We start from the raw sequence: 24731 nt of genomic DNA, 5'->3' as shown, positions 1-24731 counted from the left end.
CTTATGCTATTGTCCTACTATTATATCAAAGGTCAAGGACCGAACATATGTTACTATAGTCCATATTTTTCCAAAATGGCGTAGGACTTAAATAACTTTTCTGCATTAATCTCAAATGAGGCGACTTCCTGCACGCTCTCGCTCACTCCTCTTTTGCCGGAACGACCGCAAAGCATTATAATTTAAGAAGGAACTCCTATAATGAGGTGGGTCATCATGAACTTTAATCCAGTAACAAATAAAAGACTATACATACAGATTTATGAACAAATCGTTGAGCAGATGAAGTCTGGTGCTTTCAAGGTCGGAGATAAGCTGCCATCAGAACGAGAACTATGTGAACAATTCGGTGTAAGCAGAGCTCCGGTGCGCCAAGCGATGAGCGCATTGGAAATGAACGGATTCACTTATTCCAGACAAGGGGAGGGTGTTTTCATTAAGTCTTTGCCAGCTGATGAGATCTATTCCCCTGCTTTCTTATCAAATGTGTCCCCAGAGGATATTGTGGAAGCTCGGATGAACATCGAACCGCTTATCGTACGATTCGCGGCAATGCGAGCCACAGAGGAAGATTTAAAAGAGCTGAATGAGACAATCAAGCAGATGGAGAAGGAAACAAATGAAGGTGTATATGTTCCAGAAACGGATGAAAAATTGCATAATGGCATAGCAAAAGCATCCCATAATGATCTATACATCCAGTTCATGGCTACCATCAGCAGCGCCATGAAGCAGCAGCAAATGTGGACTTTCATCCGTGATCGTACAGTAACAAGACCTGATTTTCGCGGCGTGAATTTCCATGAGCACAAGAATTTAATTGAAGCAATTGAGGACCATGACGAGGAAAAAGCAGAAGCCTTGATGAAGCTTCACATGGATAACCTGTATGAACGGTATTGGAAAGTATAAGAGGAGTCAGCAGATGCTGACTCCTCTTCTCTTTATTCCGCTACTCCATTATCATCTCGGCATTCCAGACATACACCGTACAACACACGTCCGCCTTCCGGGCTGTCTGCCACATCAATCACATCTTCGCAATCTTGACAAATAATCGTTTGCTTCGAATTCAATTTCTCTTCCATTTTCTTCGCCTCCGATTGAGTTTTTTGTCATGCAACTATCAGCTTGATTTACCGAGTTTCTTTTCAGCAATCCGAGAGACTGCTTTTCCGGACTGCTTCACTAGGAATATTATGATAAGCGAGCTTAGAATCATGCTTATACCAAGGAAAAACATACTCATTGTGAAAGAACCTGTTGTATCCCGGATATAACCGACGGCATACGGTCCGAAGAATCCGCCAAGATTCCCGATACTGTTGATCAAAGCAATCGCACCTGCAGCAGCTGATTCAGTAAGGAAGGAAGGCGGTATCGCCCAAAATGGAGAGTACGCTCCGAAAGCCCCGCACAATGCAATTGTGAGCAACACAAAGGAAAGAATAATATTCGATTCCGCCACATAGCTGCTCGCTATCATAGCGATTGCACTTGTTGTTAAACAAGCAGCCACGTGCCAACGTCTTTCGTTCTTTTTATCTGAGTGGTTCCCAACAAGGATCATTGCCACCATAGCGATAGCATACATCAGTCCAAGCAGCCAGCCTAGCCCCTGTGTACTAATCGACAAGGATTCCGACATGGACTGCGACAAGGTCGGGAGGAACATATTGATACCATAGTAACCGAACATCCAGCAGAAGTACCCAGCGGATAAAATCAATACATCTCGATCTTTCAGCGCCTGCGCAAATGTGTAATGTTTTACTTGCTGCTTCGCTTCCTTTTCTTTTTGCGTCACATCCAGAAGCCAGTTCCTTTCTTCTTCCTTCAGCCATTTCACATCTTCCAGACGATCATCCAAGTAGAAGAAGCAGATGATTCCCAGAATAAGAGCTGGAACCGCTTCCAAAATAAACAACCACTGCCATCCTGCAAGGTTCAACCAATTAATCTGCATCAAGAATGTAGATAATGGTGCTCCGACTGCATTGGCTCCCGGTATGGCTAGCATGAAGGCAGCAATTGCCTTTGCGTGGTGTTTTGATTGGAAGAAGCCACTCAAATAGTACACCATACATGGATAGAAGCTTGCTTCGGCTACCCCTAATAGGAATCGTGCCGTATAGAACTGCCATGGTTCTGTTACAAATGCCATGAAGATCGCAATAATTGCCCACGAGATCATGATTCTGCTGATCCAGCGCCGCGCTCCAATCCTCGTCATGATTGCACTTCCCGGTACCTCCAGCAGGAAGTAGCCTAAGAAGAATATACCCGCTCCAAGACCGTAGACGGCATTCGAGAAACCAAGATCTTCATTCATCTGTAAAGCTGCAAAACTGATATTCACCCGATCCAGGATCGAGATAAAGAAACAAAGAAACAGAAACGGTATCAGACGTAATGTAACTTTCCGAGTAGTGGATTTCTCAAGCATGTGCTGCTCCAAGATTATTCCTCCAATCATTTCAGATGCAGGACGGGGCTAGCGGCCCGCCCATTCTTTAGTCCATATGCGAGCCACCATTGATATCAATTTCTTCCCCGGTAATATAGGAGGATTCTTCTGATGCAAGGAATGCAACTGCAGATGCGATTTCCTTCGTCTCCCCTGGTCTGCCAAGCGGAATACCAGAGATGACTTGCAACGCATCTTCCTGCGGCAGCGACTTCCAAATATCCGTATTCACTAATCCCGGAGCAACACAGTTAACAGTGATGCCATCCAGTCCCACTTCCCGTGCAAGGTTCTTGGAGAATCCAAGTACTGCTGCTTTGGATGCGGAATAATGCGCCCCTCCGAACACACCACCACCGCGCTTCGCGGAAACGGAAGACAAACTGACGATGCGGCCGAATTTCTGCTTGCGCATTGGCGCTAATACCGCTTGCGTACAAAGGAACAGCCCGAACATATTGACGTTGAAGATCTTCGTGATGTCTGTGAGTGTCATTTCTTCTACTGTCACTTTTTGTGAAATACCAGCGTTGTTAACGAGAATATCGATTCGCCCGAATGCATCTAGCGTCTTTTCTACCATTGCATCAACAGATGCTTTATCTGTTACATTGACTTCTACTCCCAGAGCTGTTCCGCCGGCTTCCGTTATGACAGCTACCGTCTCTTCGATACCTTCCTTATTCATATCAGCAATAACTACTTTTGCACCTTGCTGGGCAAGTGTCAGCGCGATAGTCCGGCCGATTCCTTTTGCAGATCCACTACCTGTAACGATTGCGACTCGCTCATCCAATTTGAACATGTTCTCCAGACCCCTATGCTATTAGTTTGTTAGTAATTGATTTGCTTTTGCGATAATGTCTTCTACGGTAATGCCGTTGATTTCAAGTAGCTTCTCATAAGGTGCTGATTCACCGAATCTGTCCTGTACACCGATACGAGCCAGCTGCCCCTTCCCTGCTTCAGCTATGACTTCAGCTACAGCACTGCCTAGACCATTCAGGATATTGTGATCTTCGACGGTGATGATTCTTCCGATATCCAGACAATCTTTGACAGCTTCTACATCTAGCGGTTTGATTGTATGCATATCGAGCAGCTTGACGGAAATGCCATTTTGCTCCAGCTGTTCAGCCGCTTCAATTGCTAAACGCACGGTATCACCGTTTGCAATGATGGCAATGTCCTCCCCGTCACGAAGTTTCTTGGCTTTGCCGATTTCGAATGTCTCGTTCTCGTCATAAATCATCGGTACCGCATCTCGCGTAAACCGCAGGTAAACCGGACCGTACATCGCAGCTGCTTCGGCAATCAATTTGCGAGTAGAATGATAATCCGCTCCCATAATGACTGTCATGTTCGGGAATGATCGCATGACACCCATGTCCTCAATCGCCTGGTGACTTCCGCCGTCATTTCCTGGTGTCAGCCCGCCGTGGGAGCAAGCAATCTTCACATTCAAGTTCGGATAGCAGACTTCCTGACGAATTTGCTCTGCCATACGAAGGGATCCGAACACAGCGTACGTACTGATGAATGGAATCTTTCCTGTTGTCGCTAGTCCTGCTGCGATACCAGCACCATTCTGTTCGGCAATTCCAACATTGATATGCTGCATCGGGAATTTTTCAATGAACTTATCTGTTTTACAAGATTTCCCGATATCAATATCCACAACATAAATATCTTTATTCGACTCACCCAAACGGACAATTTCGTCTCCAAATGCAGCTCTTGTCGCTTTTTTCTCGACGGCTTTTTTTGTCACACTCATACCGGCAAGCCTCCTTCTAGTTCCTTGATTGCCAACTCAAATTCTTCTTTGTTCGGTGCTGTACCGTGCCATGCAGCTTGGTCCTCCATATAAGAAACACCTTTTCCTTTCACGGTATCGCAGACAATGCACTTCGGCTTCCCGTTCTTCTGCTTCGCAAAGGTATCCAATGTCTCGACGATTTGCTCCATGCTATGTCCATCAATGCGCGTAGTATCAAAACCAAATGCATCGAATTTCTTTTCCAGATCGAGCAGCGGCATAACATCCTCACAGAAACCATCTATCTGCAGCCTGTTATTGTCCACGAATACGATCAAGTTATCCAGCTTATATTTGACTGCCGCTTGAATCGCTTCCCAAATCTGTCCTTCCTGGCACTCCCCATCGCCTACCATTGCGAATACGCGATAGTCTTTTTCATCACGCTGCCCTGCAATTGCCATGCCGACAGCACAAGATAGACCTTGGCCTAATGATCCTGTTGATATATCAATACCTGGACATTTCTTCATATCCGGATGCCCTTGGAAAGGTGATCCATACTGGCGTAAAGTGTATACGCTTTCATTTGAAACAAAGCCTCGTAAAGCTAAAGCTGCATATTGTATTGGGGCTACATGCCCTTTTGATAAAACGAATCGATCCCGATCTTCCCATTTCGGATTGGTCGGATCTACATTCAATTCTCTGAAATATAAAGCAGATATAACATCCGCAGCCGACAAGGAACCTCCCGGGTGCCCAGACTGTGCTTCATACACCATCGTGACTGCTGTTTTGCGTAATTCAATCGCATGCTGTTTCAACTGTTCAACGCTTGTTTGCTGCATATGCCACACTCCTGTTCCTAAGTGATCCTCTTGTAAACTCATATACTTGTATACTTGTATTACAAGTGGTGTTGAAAACATCATACCTCCATTTTTAAACGGTGTCCAGTATAAATGTTAAATTGATGCAAAAGCCTAAATGGAATTGTTATGAAATCACATGAGAATACAAAAAAACACAATTCTCTACACAGAATTGTGTTTAAAGCCAACAAATATTATTTCTACAAGAGAAATTTACACTATCTGTTTCATCATCACTAGCTCTTCCCACATGACTTCCCCTGTCATGCTGAATCCTGCACTTTCATAAAGCTTCTTTGCAGCATGATTCTCCGGCACGATGCTCGTATAGAAAGAAATAGCGCCATACCTGATCTTAATCAGATCGAAAAGCTTAATAAGCGCCGCTTTTCCGTAGCCCTTTCCTTGATGCTGCATGTCAATCATGAAACGGCACACCTCTACGCGCTTTGTTTCCTGATCTGTTCCAAACATTAGAAAACCGACTAACATATCATTCGTGTATACACCATGCGGATACCACTGCTTCTCATAAGCAGCCTGTGCGAGCGACACGGAATTTTCGGCTACGTTCTGTTTCTGTTCTTCACTTACTGTAAGCTTTATACAATCATGCCAATTATCAGAATCAATAGCTCTTAAGGTTATTTCCATGAAAGATTCCCCCTTCTGTACTATTGATAAATCTCTGTCGACGTGACCCATTTCATAAACGGCTTATAAGGATAATATGTAGTTCCATCTAATTCTACTTTTGGAGCATTAGGATGCTTGTTCAGTAAATCTGCAACCTCTGCCTTACTCAAATTAAGATATGTATGCAAATCCTTTTCCTTGATTAAAGTAGGATATTCGTCGTCAAACAGAAACTTACCTTCTGGATTCTTGAAATTTTTTAAACCATTACCGATGAAGTAGCCAAATGCGGCTATACCTAGACCTATCCAAAAGAAATCAATTTCCATGATGTCCATTTATTTAACTCCTTTACTGCTTTATAAGACTTAAATTTCATTCGCTCTTTAAAAAACCAAACAAACTGACAACAATTAATGCAGCTGCTGAAGAAATTAACAAGCCGATACTACTAACTGTCATTCCCATTCCACTAAAGCCGCCAATTACGAAACTAGCAATTAGCAATACAATACTTACTGCCGTAAATGCAGAAGGGATTACGTACATAACTGGTGGCTTCTTATTTTTAAAGAATAAAGAAATACCGATAATAAGTGCTGCAAAAATAATGATCATAAACCAAAACTCCATCATAACCTCCCTACTGGTTACTAAAAAAATCTGGTTAACCCCTTCATTCTTCTGAGATGCCTTGAAAAATGCTGTATAAGTTGTACTACGAATCGGATTACCAATAGTTCCATAGAGTAACCAGTAAGTATAACTTCTCGAAATAATCTATAATAGGATTCTCCTAATGTAACGAAAAGGTGTATGAACCATTGATTAACCTCAAACAAGAACTCTCACATATTTATTGGATCGGTGGCTCTCCTTGTGCAGGTAAAACGACTATTGCCCGAAAGCTGGCAGCTAAATATGGTTTTACCTATTATAAGTGTGATGAAATTGGATGAAGAGGGATAGCGCGTTTGCTCATAAGGTAGTGAAGGATGGAAAAGATATGGGTCTTAGGAATATGCGTGTGGATGGCAGATTCATAATTGAAAGCATTAGGAATTAGTAAAAACACATTTTGATTTAAAGTAAAAAGAAAACGGTCCGCCGGGTATGACGCAATTTAAGAGCCTTCTTACAGACTCCAATTATAAGAACATAAACGTATATCAGAGAAGTATTTATAATGGACATTCTAAAGGTCTACATCACGTAAAGAACCACGCAAACTTTTTTGTTTACGTGGTTCTTTATAATTTACTAGAGCTTAAATTACAAGATTAAGGCAGAACCTTTTCAGAAGGTTGATGTTTCAGTTTCTCAATTAATTTATCATCAATTGAAACTTCATTCCCTTCTACAACAGCAGAGAAGATAACCTTTTTATTATCAAACTGGAAAATGTAATAATTTCCCTCATCTTCTTTTGTATATATTGTTTTAAAAAATCCTTTTGGTACACTTAATGAGTTGAACAATGGATATTCCTCATTACTTATCTCAGCTTTAGTAATTCCGTAGTCTTGAATATATTGATCGATTTCTTTCTCAGCATTGTATCTGTTGGTGAAATATATACATAGGAAAGCAATAATTATCAATGGGACTATCCACAGTACGCTGATTATAATTCTCTTTTTCATAGGTGCTCCTCTTTTATAGGTATATACCAATTGAACCCAAAAAAACGTATCTAACTATAATTTTTCGTTAATAAAATCGGCACTGACTAAGATAATCTACTATGTTTTTGTGTTCATCAAGTGTCTTAATAGTTCATACTACTTAAATTATTTTCCGGAGTTCTACATCCCATCTGTTCTCTAACCTACATTAAAGAACATCTTATGTTAGAGAATATAATCACATAATAAAAGCGTGCAATCTTAATAAGCAAGATCACACGCTTTTAAAAGTATTTCATTTCAACATAAAGGTTCCATTATGGTTAGTGAATATCACTCTTCCTAAACGTCCCACCCTTAACTTCTGCTACATCATAAATCGTAACAAAAGCTCCATCATCAATATCATTGATTATTTCTTTTAGCTTACTTTCCTCTAAACGGTTAATAACACATGTGATTTCCATGAATTTTTCATGTGTATATCCGCCGTATGCTTCCTTGTAGGTAGCACTTCTTCCCAACCGGTCGCGAATGGTTTCTACCATTAGCTTAGGCTCGGTTGTAATAATTTTGAAGGTTTTCGAACCGCTTAGACCTTCTTCTACGATGTGGATGACTTTAGATGCGATAAAGTAGGCGATTGCTGAGAGAATGGCTCCCGTCAGACCAAATACAGTGGAAACAAAGATGAAGACAAACATATTAAGGAATAAGATCAAATCACTTGTTCCAAATGGTAATTTACGTGATAAAAGAACTGCCAGCATATCAATGCCGTCTACTGCTCCGCCGTTACGTAATGCGAGACCCATACCAATACCTAGAATAATACCTCCGACAACGGTAACGAGCAGTGTGTCCCCTTCAACAATGGCTGGCATGTGGTGCATAAGAGCTGTACCGATAGATAATGACGCGATTCCGATAATCGAATAGATCGCAAAGCTTTTACCTATCTGTTTATATCCTAACCACACAAATGGAAGATTAATTATGGCAATTAGTATACCTAACGGCAGCCCAGCTAATTCTGAAATGACGATACTGATACCAGTGACGCCTCCGTCTGATACATTGTTTGGAATAAGAACGGTTTCCAAGCCGTATGCTGCGATGAATCCTCCGAGGATAACGAACAGGCCTCGTATAAAGATAAATAACTTACTTCGGTTACGCTTTCTGATTTTGCTCATACAAATACCTCATTCTAAATTTTTTAACCTTGTAATTTTACCACAAGCAGTATGACCTCTGCTAATTCCTAAGATTATTCTTATTTCTTTCCACAATTGAACTGCCAATTTTATCATGTTTCATCTCTTGGTCAGAAAGGGAAAAATAAGATACTATCATTATGTAACTATTAAAATTCGATACAATAACACAAATTCCACCTATACTTGCAGTTTTATCTTATAATAGTAGAAGTAAAATTATGTAAAAGTTAGTAATTCTGAAAGGAGATACATAATCTTGAACACCAAATACTTAGACTTACTAGCTCAGAAATATGATACAGAAGAAAAAGTAGTCACTGAAATTATCAATTTAAAAGCTATTCTCAATCTCCCTAAGGGTACGGAGCACTTTGTAAGTGACTTACACGGAGAATATCAAGCATTCCAGCATGTGCTGCGAAATGGCTCTGGTAGAGTAAAAGAAAAAATCAGGGATATCTTCAGCGGCGTCATCTTTGAAAAAGAAATTGATGAGCTGGCTGCTTTGGTTTACTACCCAGAAGAAAAACTGCAAATCATAAAAAATGATTTTAATCAGGACGAGGATCTTAACGAGTGGTATAAAAAGACGATCAAACGAATGATCAAGCTTATCTCGTATGCCTCTTCTAAATATACTCGTTCCAAACTGCGTAAGGCATTGCCTAATCAATTTGCTTATATTATTGAAGAACTGTTGTACAAGACAGAAGAATCCGGAAATAAGGAACAATATTATCACGAAATTCTCGAGCAAATTATTTCGCTCGGACAAGCTGATAAGCTAATCACAGGACTTGCATACAGTACGCACCAGCTTGTGGTAGATCACCTGCATGTTGTAGGCGATATTTATGATCGCGGACCTGAACCGGATAAAATTATGGAAGAACTCATCAATTATCATTCTGTTGATGTGCAATGGGGAAATCATGATGTGCTTTGGATCGGCGCCTTTGCTGGATCAAAGGTTTGTCTAGCGAATATCCTTCGTATTTGTGCGCGCTATGACAACTTAGACATTATTGAAGATGTGTACGGCATCAACCTTCGCCCGCTTCTTAATCTGGCGGAGAAATATTATGACGATAACCCTGCGTTTCGTCCTAAAACGCAAGCAGATAAGAAAACATCTGAGGAAGAAATTGTACAAATAACAAAAATGCACCAAGCAATTTCAATGATTCAATTCAAACTAGAGAGCCCAATTATCAAAAGACGAGCGTTTTTCAATATGGAAGAACGGTTATTGCTTGAGAAAATCGATTTTAATTCAAACGAGATTACACTGAATGGCGAAGCTTACCCATTAGAAAATACATGCTTTAGCACAATCAATCCGAAGCAGCCTGATATGCTATTAGAAGAAGAACAGCAAGTGATCGAAAAACTGCTATTCTCTGTTCAACATTCTGAAAAGCTGGCTAGACACATGAACTTCCTCATGAGGAAAGGCAGTCTTTATCTGCGCTATAACGGTAACCTATTGATACACGGATGCATACCGATAGATGAAAATGGCAACATGGAGAATATGGAGATCGAGGGTAAAAAATACGCAGGCCGCGAGCTGCTAGATAGGTTCGAGCAATTCCTTCGTTATTCATTTGCTCATCCAGAAGTAACGGATGACCTGGCGACAGATATGGTCTGGTATTTATGGACAGGTGAATACTCTTCCCTCTTCGGAAAAAGAGCCATGACAACCTTTGAGCGTTACTTTATCAAGGATAAAGTAACCCATAAAGAAATCAAAAACCATTATTACTACCTGCGTGAAAACGAGGAAACGTGCGAAAAAATCCTAACAGAATTCGATCTAGATCCGGAACATGGCCACATCATTAACGGTCATACACCTGTAAAAGAAATCGAAGGCGAAAATCCAATCAAAGCGAACGGGAAAATTATCGTCATCGACGGCGGATTTTCTAAAGCTTATCAATCGAAAACAGGCATCGCCGGATACACATTATTGTATAACTCCTATGGCATGAAGCTCGTCGCCCATAAGCACTTTAACTCCAAAAACGAAGTGCTGCATGACGGTACGGATGTATTGTCTGTTAAGCGATTAGTCGATAAAGAACTGGAGCGGAAAAAGGTTCTGGAAACGAATGTCGGCGAGGAATTATGCCAGGAGATTAATATACTCAGGGATTTGATGGAGTATCGGTATATGAAGTGAAAGAGAAACGTGAGAATTACTTAACCTGGCGTGGTTCAAAGGCTCCTATTAAACATAGGGGCCTTTGGTATACCTACAACTAATGTACGGTTTTATAACTGCTCATTATCTAATATAAATTCACTTCTTACATTGTAAAAACGTTAAATTTGGTAACTAATAGATAAGCAGTATAAAGCATTATGCAAGTAGATAGAAAAGAAGCCAACTTATTAGGAACTCTTAATAACTTAAAAATTATAATTACTATTATTCCTACCCCTAGTAACGCCCCCATAAAGATTCCTAGCCTGCCAGCCATCTCATTAATGATAGAATTATCAACACTTGAAAAATCCAATTTATCCATATAACCCCTCCGCTCTATCTATCGGCTGAATTATATGGTTCTTTAACTTACTTTAGTTCGTGCTTTTTAGATTTTTTTGAATATCATCTAATCAATAATTAAATGATCAATCTTAGATGGAATCTTATTTCTTCTGAACTTGCCCGCAGACAGCCCCACTGCTTTGCGGAAGACTTTATTAAAGTAATTGGCATTGCTGTATCCTACTTGTAAAGCTATTTCATTAACGGAATGTGTTGTCGCAAGCAGAAGATCAGCTGCCTTCTGGACTCTAATCTTTGTCAGATACTGAATTGGGGTCATGTGCAGCTCTTTTTGAAACTGCTTCAAAAAGTAATAACGCGAGTAGCCAGAAGCAGCCGCAATATCATTTAGGGCAATAGGTTCAGCATAATTCGCCTGAATATAGGAGAGAGTCTTTGCGATTGGAATAGAAAGGTCATTTGGTGATTTTTCAAGATTCCATACAAAACGATACAATTCCATCATAAACTCATAGGCTTTTGAAGAGGCATGATAAACGTCTGTAATCTTTTGTTCTGCCGTATCCTGATATATACGAAACAACAGATGAATCAACTTTGAATCAGGGGAGATCTTTAGCACAGAACCATTTCGAGCTCTGGCAAACCGCCAGCATTCTGCTGCTTTGCTGCCCACCAAGGTAATAAAAATAAATTCCCAGCCGTCACTATCTTCAGGCAGATAATAACGATGGTCACTTGGTATCTCCACGATGAATGCTTCCCCTGGCTTCAATGCATAGTTTGTTCCTTCTATTTGAATCTGCCCTGTTCCGGATAAGGTATATTGAAATACATAAGTTCCCACGTCTTCCCTCTTCATCCCGTACCAATCATAGACGGTGCCGGGAGTTTTTTTGTCTCGTCCTAGTAATAAAATGTTCGCTATATCATTAAAAAGCGCGTCATAGAAGTGAAAACCATATACACCGTACCCTTCCTCTCGCTGATTGACAGACATAATATCCCTCCGTTCTAAAAGCAGAAACACAAACAAAGCGACTGAAAATAGCCGCTTTAATTTTTGCTCGATTATGCTTTTGATATGACTCTTCTTTACCCTTTGACACTTCCCGCCGCAAGTCCTTCAATAAAGAAGCGCTGCAGGAACAAAAACAAGAAAACCATTGGCAATGATGCAATCAGTGCAGCCGCTCCGACAAGGCCGAGCTGGCTAGTGTTTTGACCAAAGAAGCTTGCCAGGGCTACAGTCAATGTATGCATATCTGAATCTTGCAAGAAGAAGATGGCAAACTGATAATCGTTCCAAATATAAACACAAGATAGAATCAATACTGTTGCCGTAATTGGTTTCAGCAGGGGGAACACTACTCGGAAGAAGATGCCGATGGTGCTGGCTCCATCCATTTTCGCCGCTTCCTCCAATTCTTTCGGTACCGTGGAACGAATGAAACCTGCATATAGGAAAATGGTTAACGGTAAGAAAGCAGCCACATTATTTAGTACAGCTACCAGGCGTGTGTTCATCAGGCCAACGTCTACGACAAGCTGATATAACGGTACCAATGCTGTCAGTGGCGGAATGACCATAACTGCGACAAATAACATATACACATACTTATTCAGCCTTGTCTGGCGTCTTGCCAGTGCGTAGGCTGCCAAGGAACCAAACAATATAAGCATTGCTGCCGCAAAGAAGGTGATGACAAAGGTATTCATGAACGCATTAGACAAGTTCGCCTGTTCCCAAGCATTTGTAAAGTTTTCTAAGCTAAAGTAATCCGGGAACAGCCATTTTGATGAAAAGTCGCCAGCCCGCTTAAACGCGGTTGTTAATAAAATGTAGTAAGGAATTAAGTGAAGCAAAGTTATCACTAAAGCCACAGCTGTTAAATACCATTTTGCCCTTTTGGACACTTGATTCATTATGCTTCCACCTCTTTTCGTTTTAGGTAGAAAAGCGCTGCCAAACTAAGCACCAATATAATCACTGCCATTAATACACCTTGCGTTGCTGCGTAACCCGCATCCTGCCGCGCAAAATAAAGCGAGTACATAAATGTCGACATCGATTGTGAGGCATTTCCTGGTCCACCATTTGTCAACGAGACAATTACATCAAATAATTTCAATCCGCCGATGATGTTGATGACAACATTAATTGTGATCGCAGGTGCCAGCAATGGCAGCGTGATATTTTTAAACTTTGACCAGCTTGATGCACCGTCTATATTCGCTGCTTCATAATACTCTTTGGAAATACTCTGCAGACCAGCCAGATAGATGATCATCGCAACACCAACAAACTGAAACGTATTTACGAAAACGATAATGTACGGGTTCACATCTGGGTTTCCGAGCGCATTGACCGGATCCAAACCAAGCCAGTTATAAATATCGTTCAGCGCTCCTCCTTGGTAGGCGAAGAAAAAATACCAGATGTAACCCATAACAAGCGGGCTGATAATTACAGGTAAATAAATGATTGTGCGTGTTAACGTCCGCACCTTTAAATGGTGATTAAGCAATAAAGCATAGCCGAGACCGATAATATTTTGCAACACCGTACTCCCGATTCCGTACAACAGAGTGTTTTTCACAACCAGCCATGTATCGGGATCTGCAAACATTCGCTTGTATTGTTCAAACCCAACATAATCATAGACTTGTGAAAATCCATTCCAATTTGTTAAGGAAATTCTGATGCCATCTAAAAAGGGGTAAACAATAAATAGCAGGACGAGCAAGACACTTGGCAGGTACATCCACCAAAGAGAGGATTCTTTTCTGCGTTTTTTCGCTTTTTTTGCTTGTGCAGTCGATGATAAAGGCTGATCCATGCTCTTTCATCTCCTTTTAATAAACAGAAGGAGCATGAGCTCCCTCTATTTTTTTGCTATTTCACTAAGCGACTATATTCTTCGCTCATTTTCTTTGATACTTGTTCCGGTGTCATTGCTCCTGAGACAAGCTCTTGACCTGTAGCGCCCATTGGATCCCACATTCCGCTTGGCAGATATGCTCGGTCAAAATAAGGCTCAATCCGTGTACCTTCATATTGGCTATAAAAATCGGCAAAATAATTATCGGCATCAACATTGGTTAACGCATCCGGCAGTGATGTTCCTTCTGCAAATTTTTTCGCGACTTCCGGCTGTGCGATATACTCGATGAATTTCTTAGCTTCTTCCTTATACTCGGAGTCCTTTGAAATGGCTAAAGTAAAGCGCTCACCGCCAATCCAGCTTGGCTTATCATCTTCATGTATAGCAGGAACCGGCATCGTGCCCAGCTGTACATCTGGATTCAGCTCAGATACCTCACGTCCAATCGAACCACTCATCATAATAAATGCCACTTTATTTTGAGCTAATAAATCCGCTACCTGGGTTGTCTGAGCCGTAACTGCATCTTTATTCAGCAATCCTTTATCATTCATCTCTTCAAGCTTCTCCGGCAGGTATGTGTAATGTGACCAGTCAAAGGACCCATCCAGTAAAGCATCACCATGACTGTTGGAAGGCGACGTGATCAACAGTGGCGTTGCGAACTGATCGAAGTACTGCCCAAATTGACTTTTATCTGAACCACCCAGCCAGAAAGGTACAACTTCTCCGTTACTCTTTTCTTTCACTGTTTCGAGTGCTGTCATGAATTCATCAAACGTTTCAGGCGGCTCAATTCCATACTCATCTAACAGATTTTTGTTGTATGTCAGTCCATCAAGTGCTTGATTTATCGGATAAGCATTCAGCTTCCCAGTCTCATCAGTTAAGATATCCGCCATGGCTTCATCCAGATTCTCCGTCCATTCCATGTCACTTAGATCCTCGGTATATTCAGCATAACGAGTAGTTGACCAACCATGTGTATCAAATAAGTCCGGCATATCGTTTGCTGCCATTTTGACGCGTGCCATCTCTTCATACCCATCTGTCGGATACGTATCTTCAATATCGATATCCGGATTTTCCTCTTCAAATTCAGACACGACCTCCTTAAAGATTTCTTGGTCTGCCTTATTCGTTGCTGTTGACATGAGCGTTAATTTTGTTTGTCCATCGCCATTGGCACTGTTTCCGCACGCTGACAGCACAAAAGCCGCTGATAAAGAAACTAGAAGTAATGTCATTTTCTTTTTCATGATATCCCTCACATTTCTATTTTTGATAGACTCTCTTATTTAAAGCGCTTACATTATATTTAGAAACAAACAGCCTTTAATTTCTAAGGCTGACTGTTTCATTTTCAGAATGATAGGCAGGCAGCATCTCTCCATGAGCCTCGATTAAATCATCACACATACTGATAATGTCTTCCATGGAAAGCTCAGCAGCGGTGTGCGGATCTAGCAGAGCAGCTTGGTAGATTTTCTCTTTCGATCTTGTAATGGCAGCTTCAATTGTTAAGAGCTGCGTATTAATATTCGTGCGGTTTAAAGCCGCCAGCTGTTCCGGCAATTCGCCCATATAAGCTGGTGTAACACCATTTCGGTTCGCTATACAAGGCACCTCGACGACTGCTTTTTCAGGTAAGTTGCTGATCAGTCCCCCAGTATTTACGACATTCCCGCCAAATACAAACGGTTCATTTGTTTCCATCGCTTCAATGATCCTCGACCCGTATTCACGAGAACGCTTATGGGTTAAACCTTGATTGTTCATCAGCTCGCTTTTGGTTTTCTGCCAATTGGTAATCTGCGCCTCACAGCGACGCGGGTACTCATCCAGCGGAATATTTAGACGATCAATCAATTCCGGATATTTATCTTTAATAAAATACGGATGGTATTCCGCATTATGCTCAGAGGATTCAGTTACGTAATAGCCGAATTTGTCCATTAGCTCATAGCGGACCATATCATGATGCTTCTCTTTTTGCTTTGCTTTAGCTCGTTTCTTGATCTCAGGATATAGGTCCTTGCCATTCGATTTAATCTCAAGCAGCCATGCCATATGGTTAATACCTGCAATCCTCTCCTCTATATTTTCGTGCGGTATATTAAGATCCTTCAGCAAATCTTTCGTACACACTTGCACACTATGGCATAGTCCAACCATTTTTACATTCGTATAGCGAGAAACCGCACCAGTAAGAGCCGCCATTGGATTTGTGTAATTTAACAGCCAAGCATCGGGACAGACCTCCTCGATATCCTTGGCAATATCAAGCATAACCGGAATCGTCCGCAGCGATCGGAATATACCCCCTATACCGACCGTATCGGCAATCGTCTGCCGGAGCCCATACTTTTTTGGAATCTCAAAGTCGATCACAGTACTTGGTTTATAACCACCCACCTGAATAGCATTAATAACGTAACTCGCATCCTTTAGTGCTTCTTTGCGATTTGTATATGTCTTGATTGAGACATCTGCCTGTAAAGTAAGACTCAAGGCATTTAACAACAGCTCCGACTCCTCTAACCGCACCTCATCAATATCGAATAAAGCAAATTCGAAATTTTGCAGTGCAGGAGATAACATGCAGTCCCCCAATACATTCTTTGTGAAAATTGTACTTCCCGCTCCAATAAACGTAATTTTTTTCATCTGACAGCCTCCTGATAATCAAAAGATTCCTTTTTGGAAATCATTGCTTCATTAAATATTAAAGCGCTTTCACTTGTGAGGGCAATGGTAAATAAAATTGAAAAAAAGGGTAAAATATTGCTTTCTATATTTCTTGATATTTTCACAATGTTTATTTCGCTCACTCTAGGAAGGCGTTTTTATTCAACAATTGCTTTTTCTAAATTAATCAGTTAAGCTGATTATATAACATACTGATTAATTGCAGGAGGTGAAGAAATAATGAACAAATGGAATCAATCTTACGGCTTCTTATTCGGGAAGGTTCTGCAGCAGATGGAAAATAAATTTGCCGAAGGCCTTGTCGGCTTTCAAATTAACGCCCGACAATACGGCGTACTTTTATACATTCAAGAGAATCCTTATTGCTCCCAGAAGGAAATTTCAGATAAACTGCAAATCGACCGAACTACAATGGTTAGTCATATCGATCATTTGGAGAATCTGGGCTATGTGGAAAGGACAAAAAATCCGAATGACAGAAGATCCTATAGCCTTCTGATTACGGAGAAAGGTAATGAGATATTATCTTCGCGCTGGGAGTATTTAACCGATATTGAATCAGAAGTTCTTGCACCCTTAGATCAGCAAGAAAAACAATTACTTAAAAATTTTCTTAACAAAGTTTGGAAATCAATATAAAAGAGGAGAGTAAAAATGAATACATTAGATTACTTCAATGCACGCCTGGAAGCTACAATAAGCCCAATGGATTACCTAAGATCAAATCAAGCCGACCCGGATAAATACTTTCTAATTGATGTTCGAAATGGCCCTGCACATGTAAGGAATGTAACCATTCAAGGTGCTGCTGTTATCCCTGAACAAGAGATAGCAGCTCGAATTAGTGAAATACCAAAAGAGAAGGAAATTATTCTTTATTGCTGGGATGTCTGGTGTAACACTGCAGCTAAGGTAGCTAAGTTTCTATTAGAGCAAGGTTATACAGTGAGAGAGTTAACTGGAGGCATTGCAGCATGGAAAGAAATGAATTTTCCTATTTCAACAGCGACTCCAGAAGATACTATAGCTGATAATTGTGGATGTTAATCTACTAAGAAAAACTCAAATTGAAGAAACATGATGAAGAAGGTAACGGAGAGTAGCGCGTTAAATTCAAGCAGGCATATTCATTAGGCTTTTCTTGAGTTTAGAGCTGCATCTTTCAATACTTACCTCTATCCCCCCTACTTCTTTAAGTGTTTCCTAGCGACTCTCCGAATAAAATTGTTCTATTTCAGGAAATCTGGTAGTTTAATTCCTTATTATTCCGACTTGTTAGTGTAAATGATTCCCAATACACAAACCGACAATAGTTGGTAAAATTAAGCTATATCCTATTAATCTATTAATTTTTGAGGGGCCTTGCACAATGAGTCGTAGTAGTACGGATTTTATCGACATTGCTGGTCGCTTGGAAAACTGGTCTGTCAGTATTCGACTTGATAAGAAAGAAGCCTCTACCAGTATCTATGAAGAGCTAAAAAGTAACATAGACGAGTATAGTCACGAATCCCTTATTGCATACTTGTACTGGAAAGCCGTTATTTCCTGATTCAGGACACTCCTCTGAAAAGCGCCGTATCGCTTGATAAAGCAAAAGAACTTCAAGACCACTTCACAGATATCCACCGACATTATCTGCATCTAGCAGAAGCCTTTTCTATTAGATTTTAAGCAAAATTAAAGATGACAAGCTGATTAAACTTCTAAGAATATCTAAGGTCTGCCGCAAGGTATCTTCCCTTGCTCTACAATAAAAAGGAGGGCTTTTTATATGAAAAAAGTAACTTTTACTTTGATTTTAGCTGTTACGATTATTGTAAGTAGCATTGCAGGATATGCTGACCATGGCTCTACCGTAAGTAACAAAAACGATCCGGGTGGTGGCGGTTTTTCCATCATCTTAGATAAATAATCTTACCTGTAAAAGGACAAGCTCTATACTTCCAAACTAACCTATGAACTTGTCGTACAGTACTTTTCTCTTGCTCTACAATAAAAGGAGGGCTTTAATGAAAAAAGTAATTTTCACTTTGATTCTAGCTGTTACGATTATTGTAAGTGGCATTGCGGGATATACAGAACACACTAATACCGCTGAAAAACAAGGGGATCCTGGCGGCGCCGGATTATCCATTAGATTTTAAGTAAAAAAAGAAGATCACATGTTGATCTTCTTTTTTTACTTATTTACTATTACCTAACTTCTCTCTTCACCTGTTGGTTGTGTACCAACAGAGATCTTTTGATTTTTACCTGCAATCGTCCCTAAGAAGGCAATGCATAAAGCAGCAATCATAAGAATAATGAGCGGTACCGTCCATCCATTTGTCTTTTCAGCGATGGTTCCAAGCAGAAGCGGTCCCATGGCAGCAACCAAGTAGCCGACCGATTGAGCCATACTTGATAGCTGGGAAGATTCCGCAATAGAATTAGTCCTTAGAACAAAGAACATCATGGCTAAACTGAATGCTGTTCCTGCACCAACCCCCGTCAATATAAGAGGTGCGATAATAAGATGAGAGGAAACAAACGAAACCCCAACTAATCCAAAGAAGAATAATAGGCCCGCAATACAGCCTATTAGCCGCTGGTTTTTCATTCTGCCCGCAATGATAGGTGCAATGAATGTCGTAGGGATAAGCCCTAGCTGATAAATGGCAATGAGCCAACCCGCTTCACTTTCATCGAACCCTTTGGACATTAATATATCTGGCAGCCATGTAAACAGGCTGTACGGTATGAAGGATTGCAAACCCATAAATAGCGTTACAGCCCACGCAATCTTAGATTTAAAAATCCCCCGAGAGGCTTTGTTCTCTACTTTCACAAATACTTTCTTTTCCGAACGTGCTGCCGGTAATCGAAGCAATAAGATAACAATTGCTATTAAGGAGAGGATACTCCATATTTGCATCGCATTCCGCCAGCCAAAGCTAGGTACAGATGCTATCGGCACGGAAATACCTGAAGCAAGCGCTCCGAAAATGTTCATTGAAACGGAATATATGCCTGTCATCAGCCCGATTTGATACGGAAAACTAGACTTGATCAAACCCGGCATCAGCACATTCCCAAAAGCGATGGCCATCCCCAGTAGAACAGTCCCAAATAACAATAGCGGAAGACCGCTCAAAGCCCGAATAAAAATACCTATAGTCAGCATGAACATTGCAGCTAACAGCGTTAACTCCATGCCAAACTTACTCGATATCTTAGGCACTAATGATGAAAAAACACCAAAAGCAAGCAGCGGTAATGTATTTACCAGACCAACCATGGAGTTGGAAACGTCCAGTTCTTCCCGGAAGAATGGTATAAGCGGCCCAACGGAAGTAAGCGGTGAACGCAAAGTAGCAGCTATGAAAAGAATTGCTAGTATTAATAAAAATGTATAATAACGTTTTTGCGTATTTGTATTAGATCTGTTCACATAAAGTATCCTTCCTAAGTTAGATGCAATAATTCATCATAACAAATAATTTAAACTGGAAGAAGAAGTTTATTCAACAGTTAATAATTATTATGAATATAGCGTCGCCCTATAGGCATTCGCACAGTCCCTTAGGCAATGACCTACATATCGTACATGGAAAACAATGGAGGTATGTATATGACCAATTTTTATTCCTTCCATGGAACTGTAACGATGATTAGTGATTTCCAGGGCAATGGCCGAGCGGATGGCTGTTTTAAATTCTTTACTGTCGAAAACGATACAGGATCAATAGTGAACTTTGTTGTATCGCCTACTACGTACTTCGTTGATCATGCAATGGTATCCGTAGGTGATCGCGTGACTGGCTATTATGATGGAGATGCACCTGCGATTCTTATTTATCCTCCCCAGTTTCCAGCGCTTGTTATGGTGAAGGAAAACCAGAACCAGAATGTGAAAGTCAGCTTCTTCGATAATCAGCTGGTGAGTAGCGATGGACAATTGCAGCTAAATATATCACAGTTTACACCGCTAGTATTAACGAACGGGCAAGCTTTTACTGGTAACCTTGGGAACCGGGATTTGATTGTTGTATATGGACCCACAACGAAAAGCATCCCAGCTCAAGCTACTCCTTATTGGGTAATTGTTTTGTGTAAGAGTTTATAAAAAAAGCGTGAAATCTTAGCCAACAGATTTCACGCTTTTTTAGTCGTATAACATCGCCTTTTTATTGCTTTCTTGTTTCAACTGCTAACCGTAAGTTCGAGATAATTCCAAGAAGCACTATAAACGAACAAACCAACTTTTCAAAAGATGTTCCTAACAGTTGTTGGATTAAACCAATGGAACACAGCATAACAAGAAACCAGCATATAATGGTTATGCCTCTATTGAATCTTCCTACTCTGTTTTCAGCAGCAAAAAAAGTAAAAAGTCCTCCTATAATACAAATAATAATACTGATGATAGATAGTTGGAATTGAGTTGCGAATGAATCAGATCGTCCACCATTCACCCATGTATATGGGAGGATACCGCTAATAACTAAAACATGAATTAAGATTGTGAGAGTGTAAAAACAAATCCCTAATAATATTGCCGTTTTCATACTTATGTACCTTATCGTGTTAAACAAGAAATCACCTCTGTTTCGAGCTTAGCCCCTTGATATATAGGCTAGTAATTACGTATATGTTTACTTTCTACACACATACCTTTTTTCACTTCTATATTAGTGTGTTTGTATTGCTCCAATTTAAGAATAAAAAAAGGCGTACCATGATGGAACGCCTTTTAGACACTACATATTATTCAGATTGATCTGTATCTTCTTCTGTATCATCAGTATCTTGATCTTGATCCTGTTCTTGTTCCTCAATTTGCTCATCATCAGCTGGATCTTCATCATCATTATTATTACATGCCGCCAACGTAAGTACTGATACCATTCCCAATGCTACCATCCATTTTTTAAGCATTGAAGCCTCTCCCTTTTAAGAAAATAAGGTACATAAGTAAGATACCAAAGGCCTGTTAAGGAGAGGTCAATTAATTGTAAACAGGCTGTTAATGCGTACGATCATTATTGACGTTAATCGACATGAAAGAGGCCGTTGTTGAACAATAATAGCGAGCTATAGATTAATCTGGGGCTTTTTAAATTAACCCGGAACACCTAGCTCTCTTTCGCAAGAGCCTTTAAGATTACCTAGGTTGGTCGATATATATAGCGTGCATATTAATTAACCAGAAAGGAATATCTTGGTTTGGGAGCCTGATAGCTTTGAGCAGCTAATTAATATGTTAGTTTGAAGAGTTTTTTTTATTAGAAAGGAATTTAATCGTGAAAATCAAAACAAAACTTCTAGGGATAATCTCAATTTTAATATTTTCCTTATTATTAATTGGGGTTTCATCCATTTTCATCAATTCTTCCATTACCGAGAAGAATGATATCTTAAAGGATAAAATGGAGTTTCAAAACAAAATCAAGCATGTCCAGTATAGGTTAGCTGGCTTATCGAATGATGAAAGAGGATTTATCATCACTGGCGAACAGGATTTTGCTGACGGAATGGAAGAGAAATCTGATGATATTCTCTCTACTTTAGATCAATTGGAATCACTTATCCACAATCAGGATTATATGACGAACGTGAATGATATCCGGAATAACTTTACTGAGTTTTGGAGTATCAATCAGGAGGTAGTATCTCAGTTTGCCTCCAATCCGGAACAAGCCGAATCCCTTCACTTAGGAGAGGAAAGAACATTACGCAAGGAATTACTAGATCCATCCGTTAATGAGTTAGTCGATCAATTGAATAATGATGTAAATGATTTAGAAGCAGATATTCATAGATATGGAACTGTAAGTGGATGGTTCATTAGTGCAGTGACAATAATTTCTATTATATTAGGAATCCTTTTGAGTATGCTGCTTCTGAAATCCATCCTGGTGCCTCTTAGAAGTTTAAATAGGCAGCTTGAAGATATTGCACAGGGAGATGCGGACCTGACTCAAAAAGTCGCAGTTAAAAGTAAGGATGAATTTGGTCAGCTTGCTGCATCCTTTAATGCTTTTGTTCACTCACTGGCAGGTATCGTAAAACAGATCAGCAGTTCATCCCAACAGGTCGCGGCCGCTTCAGAAGAATTATCGGCAAGCTCTGAACAGTCTAGAGCTACATCGGACCAAATCTCACAATCAATGAAGGAAATTGCCTTAACTAGTACAAATCAAAACAATATGACAGAACAGAGCTCCGGATCCATAACAGAGATATTAGAGAGCCTTTCCAATGTAGCAGACAATACAAACAGCATTGCTGAAAATTCATCTTTTATGAAGGATAAAGCAGAGCTGGGCGCCTCTTCTGTAAATTTGATGTCAGAACAAATGACTGTCATCAATCAGTCTGTTCAAGAAGCCGGCAGCGGATTAGAGTCATTAGTGAGAAGCACAACAGAAATAAGTCATATGTCGACTCTCATCACAGATATTTCTGAACAAACCAATCTCCTTGCATTAAATGCAGCCATAGAAGCTGCACGAGCAGGAGAACAAGGAAAAGGTTTTGCAGTTGTAGCAGAAGAAGTTCGAAAGCTGGCTGATGAAACAAATCAATCTGCCAGCCATATTAAGCACTTAGTTTCCACAATAGAAACGGACTCAAAAGATACCGTAGTCAATATCCATAACGTGCAGCAAAATGTGGATTCAGGCATGAATTACGCCAGTGAGAGCCAGCAACAGTTTAGAGAGATTTTAAATCTAGTTGGACAGGTAACAGCTCAAATTCAAGAAGTAGCAGCTGCCACCCAGCAATTAACTGCAGGTGTAGAAGTAGTGCAGCATAGCCTCTCAACTCTTGAAACAGGAACAAAAGAAACATCATCAAGCTCCAAGGCAGTTGCCTTAGCAACAGAGGAACAATTGAGTTCCATGGAAGATATCTCGAATGCGGCTGTATCTCTTTCGGATTTAGCGGAAGAGTTACAGACGATTGTTAACCGGTTTAAGTATTAAAAAGATCCCTCAGAAATAATCTGAGGGATCTTTTTTGATGCGTCAGAAATTGTTAGAAGCGTAATCTTCATTCTTTAAAGACGCTATAACATGTGTTAGCAAAATATTAGCGAGTTTTTAATTTTCTTATAGACTTTTCTTTTAGAAATTTCCCATATGAACTTTATGCCAATGAAAACTTATAACCCATTCTCCATTAACCATTTCATAATACTTTCTTCTCTTTCCTTACTATCGTCTTTCTGTACATCATACTTACGCATTTTCTTCTGTGAAACAATATTTCCATCTGCCATAACCAGTATTCTTTCCGTTTTTGCTGCTACCTTTACATCATGCGTAACGAGCACTATAGTTGTGCCATCTTTATTAATCTCAGCAAGAATTGACATAATTTCCTCTGTCGATTTGGAGTCTAATGCTCCGGTCGGTTCGTCTCCAAATATGATAGCCGGATCATTTATCAATGCTCTGCAAATGCCCACTCTTTGTAGCTGTCCTCCAGAGCCTTGCGTGATTGTATGATCTGCAAGCTTTTCAATTCCTGTCATTTTCATCAGTTCTTTTGCTTTTTGATTTACTACATTTTTATCCGCAACTGTTGACACAAGTGCAGGAAACAGAACGTTGTCAATCAGGGACAGATTCTTTAATAGATTAATATCCTGAAAGATAAATCCCATTGTCTCCAGTCGAATCTTCGCCAATTCTTCTTCTTTTAGACTGCCGATTTCACGACCTTTAATCTTCACACTACCAGATGTAATTCTATCCATACCACTTATATTATATAGCAGTGTTGATTTCCCGCTTCCGGACGGTCCCATGACCGATACGAATTCTCCTTCTTCCACCTCTAAGTTTACATCCTTTAAGATATGAAGCTCATTATCTTTCCCTAATGCTACTTTTTTGGTCACACTTCTAGCTTCTATTATATTGGTCACCTAAATTCCTCCCATAGCAAATATTACTACCCAAAAGTATTTCCTCAGAGGGTTCTGGCATGCTTTTCAGAAAAACAGTTGGTGTCTATGCGTAGAGTATTTCTCCAAAGCTTTCT

At 40.2% G+C, this 24731-nt stretch carries 28 protein-coding genes; 9 read left to right on the top strand and 19 right to left on the bottom strand.

The window, feature by feature from the left end; all coding sequences use genetic code 11:
* Positions 1–216 precede the first annotated feature (216 nt).
* Positions 217–912: a FadR/GntR family transcriptional regulator gene (locus tag CHH58_RS12690; protein ID WP_306452923.1), complete on the top strand. Its 696-nt coding sequence runs from the start codon at positions 217–219 to the stop codon at positions 910–912.
* Between the two features lie 32 nt (positions 913–944).
* Here the strand turns inward: CHH58_RS12690 and CHH58_RS18195 are convergent, their stop codons facing one another.
* The 10 genes from CHH58_RS18195 to CHH58_RS12645 form a co-directional block, all read right to left on the bottom strand.
* Positions 945–1088 carry a GapA-binding peptide SR1P gene (locus CHH58_RS18195; RefSeq protein WP_141235098.1) on the bottom strand — a complete coding sequence of 48 codons (144 nt, stop codon included), beginning with the start codon at positions 1086–1088 and terminating at the stop codon, positions 945–947.
* Between the two features lie 38 nt (positions 1089–1126).
* Positions 1127–2458: an MFS transporter gene (locus CHH58_RS12685; RefSeq protein WP_095262616.1), complete on the bottom strand. Its 1332-nt coding sequence runs from the start codon at positions 2456–2458 to the stop codon at positions 1127–1129.
* A gap of 55 nt (positions 2459–2513) precedes the next feature.
* Positions 2514–3272, bottom strand: coding sequence for an SDR family NAD(P)-dependent oxidoreductase (locus CHH58_RS12680; RefSeq protein ID WP_095262615.1), 759 nt, complete (start codon positions 3270–3272; stop codon positions 2514–2516).
* A 21-nt stretch (positions 3273–3293) separates the two neighbouring features.
* Positions 3294–4244, bottom strand: coding sequence for a transketolase family protein (locus CHH58_RS12675; RefSeq protein ID WP_095230829.1), 951 nt, complete (start codon positions 4242–4244; stop codon positions 3294–3296).
* Positions 4241–5077, bottom strand: coding sequence for a transketolase (locus tag CHH58_RS12670; protein ID WP_170937623.1), 837 nt, complete (start codon positions 5075–5077; stop codon positions 4241–4243). Before CHH58_RS12670 ends, CHH58_RS12675 begins: the two co-directional genes overlap by 4 nt.
* A 237-nt stretch (positions 5078–5314) precedes the next feature.
* Positions 5315–5755: a GNAT family N-acetyltransferase gene (locus CHH58_RS12665; RefSeq protein WP_170937622.1), complete on the bottom strand. Its 441-nt coding sequence runs from the start codon at positions 5753–5755 to the stop codon at positions 5315–5317.
* Between the two features lie 20 nt (positions 5756–5775).
* Positions 5776–6066: a DNA-binding protein gene (locus tag CHH58_RS12660; RefSeq protein ID WP_095262617.1), complete on the bottom strand. Its 291-nt coding sequence runs from the start codon at positions 6064–6066 to the stop codon at positions 5776–5778.
* Between the two features lie 46 nt (positions 6067–6112).
* The gene (locus CHH58_RS12655) at positions 6113–6373 is read right to left on the bottom strand and encodes a YesK family protein (protein WP_095262613.1); all 261 of its coding nucleotides are present in this window, start codon (positions 6371–6373) and stop codon (positions 6113–6115) included.
* A gap of 644 nt (positions 6374–7017) precedes the next feature.
* Positions 7018–7380 carry a DUF3139 domain-containing protein gene (locus CHH58_RS12650; RefSeq protein ID WP_095262612.1) on the bottom strand — a complete coding sequence of 121 codons (363 nt, stop codon included), beginning with the start codon at positions 7378–7380 and terminating at the stop codon, positions 7018–7020.
* Between the two features lie 305 nt (positions 7381–7685).
* Positions 7686–8558 (bottom strand): YitT family protein, encoded by an 873-nt coding sequence (locus tag CHH58_RS12645; protein WP_095230824.1) that lies wholly within the window; start codon positions 8556–8558, stop codon positions 7686–7688.
* A gap of 280 nt (positions 8559–8838) precedes the next feature.
* Here CHH58_RS12645 and fbp point away from each other — a divergent pair, with 280 nt between their 5' ends.
* Positions 8839–10770, top strand: a complete 1932-nt coding sequence (fbp, locus tag CHH58_RS12640; RefSeq protein ID WP_095260901.1) for a fructose-1,6-bisphosphatase — start codon at positions 8839–8841, stop codon at positions 10768–10770.
* A gap of 127 nt (positions 10771–10897) precedes the next feature.
* On the opposite strand, the gene CHH58_RS12635 is transcribed toward fbp, so the two are convergent.
* The 6 genes from CHH58_RS12635 to CHH58_RS12610 form a co-directional block, all read right to left on the bottom strand.
* Positions 10898–11119 carry a hypothetical protein gene (locus CHH58_RS12635; protein WP_095233258.1) on the bottom strand — a complete coding sequence of 74 codons (222 nt, stop codon included), beginning with the start codon at positions 11117–11119 and terminating at the stop codon, positions 10898–10900.
* Between the two features lie 87 nt (positions 11120–11206).
* Entirely contained in the window at positions 11207–12103 is an 897-nt protein-coding gene (locus CHH58_RS12630; protein ID WP_249275127.1) for an AraC family transcriptional regulator, read from the bottom strand.
* 95 nt (positions 12104–12198) lie between these two features.
* A complete protein-coding gene (locus tag CHH58_RS12625; RefSeq protein ID WP_095235290.1) occupies positions 12199–13029 on the bottom strand; it encodes a carbohydrate ABC transporter permease in 831 nt (276 codons plus the stop codon).
* Complete coding sequence (locus tag CHH58_RS12620) at positions 13029–13943, bottom strand: carbohydrate ABC transporter permease (RefSeq protein ID WP_095235289.1); 915 nt, start codon at positions 13941–13943, stop codon at positions 13029–13031. Before CHH58_RS12620 ends, CHH58_RS12625 begins: the two co-directional genes overlap by 1 nt.
* A 56-nt stretch (positions 13944–13999) precedes the next feature.
* Positions 14000–15247 (bottom strand): ABC transporter substrate-binding protein, encoded by a 1248-nt coding sequence (locus tag CHH58_RS12615; RefSeq protein ID WP_095233257.1) that lies wholly within the window; start codon positions 15245–15247, stop codon positions 14000–14002.
* Between the two features lie 76 nt (positions 15248–15323).
* Positions 15324–16655 carry an alpha-glucosidase/alpha-galactosidase gene (locus CHH58_RS12610; protein WP_095262611.1) on the bottom strand — a complete coding sequence of 444 codons (1332 nt, stop codon included), beginning with the start codon at positions 16653–16655 and terminating at the stop codon, positions 15324–15326.
* Between the two features lie 261 nt (positions 16656–16916).
* Between CHH58_RS12610 and CHH58_RS12605 the strand changes: the two genes are divergently transcribed.
* The 5 genes from CHH58_RS12605 to CHH58_RS18790 all read left to right on the top strand — a co-directional run bounded on the left by CHH58_RS12605 (position 16917) and on the right by CHH58_RS18790 (position 18844).
* The gene (locus CHH58_RS12605) at positions 16917–17336 is read left to right on the top strand and encodes a MarR family winged helix-turn-helix transcriptional regulator (protein WP_095260898.1); all 420 of its coding nucleotides are present in this window, start codon (positions 16917–16919) and stop codon (positions 17334–17336) included.
* 15 nt (positions 17337–17351) lie between these two features.
* Positions 17352–17744 carry a rhodanese-like domain-containing protein gene (locus CHH58_RS12600; protein ID WP_095230816.1) on the top strand — a complete coding sequence of 131 codons (393 nt, stop codon included), beginning with the start codon at positions 17352–17354 and terminating at the stop codon, positions 17742–17744.
* Between the two features lie 322 nt (positions 17745–18066).
* Positions 18067–18249, top strand: a complete 183-nt coding sequence (locus CHH58_RS12595) for a hypothetical protein (RefSeq protein WP_095233254.1) — start codon at positions 18067–18069, stop codon at positions 18247–18249.
* A 222-nt stretch (positions 18250–18471) separates the two neighbouring features.
* Positions 18472–18612: a hypothetical protein gene (locus CHH58_RS18440; protein ID WP_170937621.1), complete on the top strand. Its 141-nt coding sequence runs from the start codon at positions 18472–18474 to the stop codon at positions 18610–18612.
* A 97-nt stretch (positions 18613–18709) separates the two neighbouring features.
* Positions 18710–18844: a hypothetical protein gene (locus CHH58_RS18790; RefSeq protein WP_283162823.1), complete on the top strand. Its 135-nt coding sequence runs from the start codon at positions 18710–18712 to the stop codon at positions 18842–18844.
* Between the two features lie 53 nt (positions 18845–18897).
* Here CHH58_RS18790 and CHH58_RS12590 read toward each other — a convergent pair whose 3' ends face one another.
* Positions 18898–20130, bottom strand: coding sequence for a CynX/NimT family MFS transporter (locus tag CHH58_RS12590; RefSeq protein WP_095230814.1), 1233 nt, complete (start codon positions 20128–20130; stop codon positions 18898–18900).
* 180 nt (positions 20131–20310) lie between these two features.
* On the opposite strand from CHH58_RS12590, the gene CHH58_RS12585 reads away from it, so the two are divergent.
* Positions 20311–20805, top strand: coding sequence for a hypothetical protein (locus CHH58_RS12585; protein WP_095233253.1), 495 nt, complete (start codon positions 20311–20313; stop codon positions 20803–20805).
* A 641-nt stretch (positions 20806–21446) separates the two neighbouring features.
* Here CHH58_RS12585 and CHH58_RS18435 read toward each other — a convergent pair.
* Positions 21447–21617 carry a hypothetical protein gene (locus CHH58_RS18435; RefSeq protein ID WP_170937620.1) on the bottom strand — a complete coding sequence of 57 codons (171 nt, stop codon included), beginning with the start codon at positions 21615–21617 and terminating at the stop codon, positions 21447–21449.
* A 365-nt stretch (positions 21618–21982) separates the two neighbouring features.
* Between CHH58_RS18435 and CHH58_RS12580 the strand changes: the two genes are divergently transcribed.
* Positions 21983–23668, top strand: a complete 1686-nt coding sequence (locus CHH58_RS12580; RefSeq protein WP_095233249.1) for a methyl-accepting chemotaxis protein — start codon at positions 21983–21985, stop codon at positions 23666–23668.
* A gap of 179 nt (positions 23669–23847) precedes the next feature.
* On the opposite strand, the gene CHH58_RS12575 is transcribed toward CHH58_RS12580, so the two are convergent.
* Positions 23848–24615: an ABC transporter ATP-binding protein gene (locus tag CHH58_RS12575; RefSeq protein WP_095233248.1), complete on the bottom strand. Its 768-nt coding sequence runs from the start codon at positions 24613–24615 to the stop codon at positions 23848–23850.
* Positions 24616–24731: the final 116 nt, after the last annotated feature.

The organism is Terribacillus saccharophilus (genome assembly GCF_002272745.1).
Lineage (GTDB): Bacteria > Bacillota > Bacilli > Bacillales > Amphibacillaceae > Terribacillus > Terribacillus saccharophilus_B.
Note: the sequence above shows the minus strand (reverse complement) of the source record. Positions and strands in the feature narration are given on the sequence as shown.